This window comes from Sphingomonas sp. CROZ-RG-20F-R02-07, from assembly GCF_022662335.1.
Taxonomy (GTDB): Bacteria; Pseudomonadota; Alphaproteobacteria; order Sphingomonadales; family Sphingomonadaceae; genus Sphingomonas.
Genome location: NZ_JAKNQJ010000037.1, coordinates 1 through 5,657, shown reverse-complemented (window position 1 = coordinate 5,657; position 5,657 = coordinate 1). Strand labels below are relative to the sequence as shown.

The 5,657-nt window shown below is 64.3% G+C and carries 4 protein-coding genes and 1 pseudogene; 3 read left to right on the top strand and 2 right to left on the bottom strand.

The annotated features are described in order from the left end of the window. Nucleotides 1–452: pseudogene (locus L8H00_RS18505) on the top strand (IS5 family transposase); the annotation flags it as partial. Nucleotides 453–461: 9 nt separating this feature from the next. Here the strand turns inward: L8H00_RS18505 and L8H00_RS18500 are convergent. Both L8H00_RS18500 and L8H00_RS18495 read right to left on the bottom strand, forming a co-directional pair. Beyond that, nucleotides 462–1,502 carry an alpha/beta hydrolase gene (locus L8H00_RS18500; protein WP_242098805.1) on the bottom strand — a complete coding sequence of 347 codons (1,041 nt, stop codon included), beginning with the start codon at nucleotides 1,500–1,502 and terminating at the stop codon, nucleotides 462–464. 75 nt (nucleotides 1,503–1,577) lie between these two features. Beyond that, nucleotides 1,578–3,245, bottom strand: a complete 1,668-nt coding sequence (locus L8H00_RS18495) for an FAD-dependent monooxygenase (RefSeq protein ID WP_242098803.1) — start codon at nucleotides 3,243–3,245, stop codon at nucleotides 1,578–1,580. A 184-nt stretch (nucleotides 3,246–3,429) separates the two neighbouring features. On the opposite strand from L8H00_RS18495, the gene L8H00_RS18490 reads away from it, so the two are divergent. Both L8H00_RS18490 and L8H00_RS18485 read left to right on the top strand, forming a co-directional pair. Further along, nucleotides 3,430–4,332, top strand: coding sequence for a LysR substrate-binding domain-containing protein (locus L8H00_RS18490; RefSeq protein WP_242098801.1), 903 nt, complete (start codon nucleotides 3,430–3,432; stop codon nucleotides 4,330–4,332). 150 nt (nucleotides 4,333–4,482) lie between these two features. Then, nucleotides 4,483–5,657 (top strand): TonB-dependent receptor plug domain-containing protein (locus L8H00_RS18485; protein WP_242098798.1); only part of this gene is annotated, 1,175 nt, incomplete at its 3' end.

The window sequence follows — 5,657 nt, the reverse complement described above, 5'->3', positions numbered from 1 at the left end:
AGCGGGTGGACCGCGCGGCTACGACGCGGGCAAGAAGATCAAGGGGCGTAAACGCCACATTGTGACCGACACGCTGGGCAACATGCTGGAAGGCGTGGTCCACGGGGCCAATGTGCAGGACCGAGGGCGGAGCTCCGGGCCTGATCGAGCGGTCATGCGATGCGTATCCCGCCCTTACCAGGCTGTTCGCCGATGGCGGCTATGCCGGGCAGAAGCTCGAAGAGGCAGTCGCGCACATTGATCGGCTGACGATCGACATCATCAGACGGTCCGACCTGGCCGGCTTTGTCATTCTACCCCGGCGCTGGGTTGTCGAACGCACCCTGGCGTGGCTCAACCGGTGCCGTCGCCTCGCCAAGGACTGGGAGGCATCGATCGCATCTTCCGAGGCGTGGATGGTCGTCTCATCCATCAGGCGAATGACCCGCCGCATCGCCAAACTCGAATTATGAGTCGGGCACTTACCTCCGCGACGGCGTCGCCTTCAGAAACTTGCTCACCACGCGATTGAACTCGGTGGCGTTTTCCTGCTGAACGAAGTGATTTGCGGACTTCACAATAACGTGGTGGCCGTGCAGCCTTTCTGCGACGATCTCGCCAACCAGATCGAACGTAGGGCTCCAACCTCCGCTGATGACGAGCACCGGTATCCCTGCGGCTACGATCTTGAGGACGGCGTCCTGCATAACGGGAACGGGTGCCATCCGGGCGCGCAGGAACGCGCAGCCTATCCGGGTCGCCGACGCAGCACGCTCTTCGGCGGTAGCGTTCGAAGTGGAGGCATCGGAATGCGTCACGCCGAGGCTATCACGAAACGCCTGACCGTATTCGGCGGGGGTCTTACTGGTCAACCAGCCCCCGAAACGCTTCATGCTCGCCTGCCGTACGGCGGGATTGCCGGAATAGCGCGGGTCAGACGCTGCGAGCAGTTCCAGAGCAGGCTCAACGAGGACGAGCGCGCGAACGGCTGCGGGGTTCTGGGCAGCCGCGAGCAGCGCCTCGGCCCCTCCCCACGAGTGGCCGATCAGGCTCGTTCCCTGGTGAAGCATGGCGGCAATCCATACTGCATCAGCCTGCATGTCGTCGGGACCGCGCGAAGGACTCTGGCCAAACCCTGGACGGTCGACGCGTCGGACATGAAACCCGTCCGCCGCCAGACCGTGTTGACCATCAAACGTGCTGGGTCCACCGCCAAGCCCACCCTGCACGCCGCCGTGGACCAGCAGCATGTCGGGATCGCCATCGGAACCCCATGCATCCACGTGAATCGGCAGCTTTGCCCGCTCGTCGACGGACAGTTCCGGAAGGGGCGGACAGGCTGCGGTGAGCGATACGATATGAGCTTGAAGGGCCTTCATCATTTCAGGCGGTGGACCCGATGGAGCCCCGGTGGCCGGGGACTCGGACGTTGCCTGGGGCTTCGCCGGGACACCCGACGCTTCGTTGTTCGATACGGTCACGAGCATTACTCCGATTGCGAGTGCCTTGGTCCATTGCGTCATATCATTTCCGCCCCGCTTTGATTGGAAGACGAAGCGTCGACATAGCCGCCGTCCCGCATGACAGAGACGCCGATATCACGTCGCATCGCCGACGAGCTCGACCGGACCGGGTGACCCTGCCTCGACACCTTGGGTGCCAGCCGCCTTTCCCGTCACGAGGTCGAGCACGTCGTCGCCCCAGTGGGATCCCCGCCATGCGACATGTTGGTCCGGCCTGACCAGCGTCAGCGCCGACGGATAACGGTCGGCGGCGTCGGCTTCGGTCAAGTAGACCACCGACAACGGGATCCCGCGCTTCGCGGCGGCGGCGGTGGCACGACGTATCTGGTCGCCGGACGCGTTGAACCGGACGAGCAGGGAGAATCCCAGTCCGAAAAGGTCGTAGAGCGACCGGCCATCCGCTCGCCATACGTGAGGCGCCAGACAACCCGGCGTGCTGGTGGGCACGTATCGCCGGTCGTCTGGATCAGTCGCCGTGCCACGCTCCTCGCCCGCGATGACCGGCGAGTTCTCGTAGCAACCGCCCAGAACGGTCTTCAAGGTGTGGAACTCGCGGCGCTTGATGGCGACGATCCGCTCGCCGACGTCGGCCCTCATGGCCGCCCCGGGCGGGCTGTCGTCCTCGAGCCCCTCGGCCCAGAACTCGTTCGACAACACCGCGTGGTTGGCGGCCGCTTCGGCGATCACCTCCTGATGGATCGTCCTGCGCTCGGTCTCGTAGCTGTCGAGCAGCGGACCGGCTCCCCACCCCTGGATGCGGGCCGCCAGCTTCCAACCGAGATCGACGCCGTCCGCCACGCCCATGTTCATGCCGTATCCCCCGAATGGCGGATGGAGGTGACATGCGTCACCGATCAGGAATATCCGTCCGTCGCGGTACTTGTCGGCGATCAGGCTGCTCGCGACCCACTCGTCGACGCTGAGCACCTCGAGCGGCGTCTCTATGCCGATCGCGTCCCGTATGAGATCGCCAGCGTTCTCCAGCGTGATCGTGAAGCCCTCCGCCAGACGGGTCGGCATGAAGAACCAGACGTCATTCTTGTCCATCGGTCCAGTCAGGCTCGGTGCGGCCGGGTTCACCTGCCAGTACATCGTCGCCGGGCCGTGCCGATGGGCGTCGGCAAGCCCAGGCGCGCGAAAGACGATGTTATAGTTGCGCGACAGTCCGTACTTCCCCTCCATCCGGGCGCCGATCGCCTCACGCAGGGCGCTTCGGGCTCCGTCTGCACCGACGACGTAGTCGCAGGCGATCGTCTCCGTCTCACCGGAGACCCGGTCGCGGAGAACGATCTCGGCGCCGTCCGCGTTCTGTTCGACGCCGACGAACTCGGTGCTGAACCGGAGATCTACGCTGGCCAGTTCCTCGGCCCGGTCCCGCATCACCTGTTCGAGTTTGTACTGCGGCACCCACTGGCCATGCTCCGGATACAGTTCGTTGCGCCTTGGATGGCAGTTCGAGGCGTCTTCGATCTTGGCGAGGCCAAACCCGCCGAGCCTGGTGACGAATGCGACTGTGGAGGGATAGTCGATGCCGAACGGGGACACTGCGGCCAGCCTGTCGGCGATGCCCCAGCGCCGCAGGTGTGTCCGGGTCCTGACGTTCGTCGTCTTAGCGCGCGGAGCATAGCCGACCCGGTCGTTGCGCTCGACCAGCAGGCAATCGATTCCCCGCGATCCCAGCTCGATCGTGAGCGCGAGTCCGCTCGGTCCTGCTCCGATGACCACTACCGTCCGTCTGCGCATGCGACACCCCATCCCGTCATCGGCCGTTCCGACGTCATGGCCGCCACCTTCTTCGAGGCGTTCGGCAGGAGTTTCGGATAGCGTGGCGGGGCGATGATAAAACGATGGCAAAACCTTGCAGGTGTTGCCTGATCGGCATCACTTGGGCATCGTGGTTCATCGCTGATCTAAGAAGGGTCGTCGCATGAAGCTCACGCAGTTGCGGGATCTGGTGGCCGTGGCGGAGGCGGGTGGCCTGCGCCGGGCGGCGCGACAGCTCGGCATCGCTCAGCCCGCCCTCACCCGAAGCATCCGCGATCTCGAACAGGAACTCGGCGTTTCCCTCTTCGAACGAAGCTCGACCGGCATGGTGCTGACGCCAATCGGAGCCGCTTTCGTCAGGCGGAGCGTCGCCGTTCAGTTGGAGCTGGAGCGCGCGCGAGACGAGGTGCAGCAGCTCACGGGGATAAGCGCTGGCGTCGTGTCGATCGGGCTCTCGACGGCACCGCACGTCTCGATGCTCCCCCGCGTCCTCCAACCTTTCCATGCCAGGTATGGGAATGTTCGGCTGAAGATCACTGAAAGCCTGTTCCCGTCGATCGAAGCCGCGGTTCGAGACGGCTCGGTCGACTTCTACATCGGTCCGCTGTCCGAAGACCGTCTGAGTGGGGAATTCACGGCGGAGAAGCTCTTCGACAATCGACGCGTCGTCCTCGGTCGGCGAGGACATCCTCTCGCCGCCGCCACAACGCTGCGGGAACTCGCTGGAGCGAGATGGGTGGCGACCTCCGTTACAGCCAGCAGCGAAGCTGAACTGTATCCGTTGTTTGATCTCCACGGCCTTCCCCACCCGGTCATTGCGGTTCAAGCGCAGAGCGCGTTGTCGATGATCACCGTGGCGGCATGGTCCGACCTTCTCGCGATCCTGCCCGAGCAGTGGCTCGAGTTCGCTCGGACGAGCCGACTGCTGACGCACATTAGACTGGATGAGCAGCTGGTCGCACCGCCGATCTACATCGTACGTCGAACCGCGCTGCCCCTCACGCCCGTCGCCGAATACCTCTCCGACCTGTTTCGAAGGGCGGCGCTCAATCGCAATACCCGCTAACCAAGCCGCGGCGGTGTTGGCAGGTGATGATACCGCGAACGCATCACTTTCGATGAACTGCCATCTTCCTGCATCGTCCAGCGGTTCGTAAGCCGATGGCAAGATCAGGGGCGGCTCGCCGACCTCCGACGTGATTTCGGGGAGGATGCGATGCGCGTAGGATTATTGGCGACGACGGCGCTGGCGCTGGTGGCACCCTGCACAGCCTATGCCCAGACGAGCACGCCGCCCATCGCGACCGGTCCCGCGGCGTCGCAGGACGCGGCCTCGGCCGACGCAACGCCTCCTGCTGCGGCGGCGGGTCCCACGGACGAATTGGGCGACATCATCGTGACGGCGCAACGTCGCGCCGAAAATCTCCAGCGCGCCGCCGTGGCCGTCAACGTCGTGCAGGGTTCGGATCTCGTAAATTCGGGCCTGACCCAGCCGGCCCGACTGGGCGAACTCGTTCCTGCACTCACGATCCAGCCGTCGAGCACAGGCAACCTCATCTTCCTGCGCGGCGTCGGCAACTTCACCCTGACGCCCAACAGCGATCCGGCGATCGCGTTCAACTACGACAGCGTCTACGTAGGGCGGCCCAGTTCGACGAACGGATTGTTCTTCGATCTCGACCGGATCGAAGTGCTGAAAGGCCCGCAAGGCACGCTCTACGGCCGAAACGCGACGGGTGGCGCCATTAACGTCCTTCCGACACAGCCGAAGCTGGGCGAGCTGTCTGGCTATGGTTCGGTCAGCTACGGCAACTACAACGCAGTGATCGCGGAAGGGGCGATCAACGTCCCACTGGGCGACGAAGGAGCGATGAGGGTCTCGGCGAGCACGTCGCGGCACGACGGGTACCTGTCGGACAGGCTGTTCGATGACGACACGACGTCGCTCCGCGTACAGATGAAGGCCGCACTGACCCCGAAGCTCACGGTGCGCACGGCGTTCGACTACGAGCAGACGCGCGGCAGCGGCTTTGGCGGCGCCTATGTGAGCAACTACAACTTCTTTCCGCCAACGCAGAGCTATCGCACCATCCTGTCGGGACTGCCGCTATCGGACGGCATTTACTCCGCTGATTCCCAAGCTTACCGCACGACGGTTAACGCAGGCCCGGCGGGTCGCAAGCTCGACACCATCGCCCCGACCCCGTTTCAGCATAACGACTTCTACGGCGCCAATGCCCAGATCGACTACGACACCGGCGATGGCGTGCTGACAATCATTCCCGCATGGCGTTATGCCAATCAAGACTATCTCTCCGAGGCCGCCGGCTTTCCGTATCGCAACCGCGAGAAGGACGAGCAGTTCAGCGTCGAGGCACGGTTCGCCGGCAC

Coding starts and splice junctions, on each gene's coding strand:
- L8H00_RS18500 (WP_242098805.1), bottom strand. CDS start 1,502: ATGACGCAATGGACCAAGGCACTCGCAATCGGAGTAATGCTCGTGACC.
- L8H00_RS18495 (WP_242098803.1), bottom strand. CDS start 3,245: ATGCGCAGACGGACGGTAGTGGTCATCGGAGCAGGACCGAGCGGACTC.
- L8H00_RS18490 (WP_242098801.1), top strand. CDS start 3,430: ATGAAGCTCACGCAGTTGCGGGATCTGGTGGCCGTGGCGGAGGCGGGT.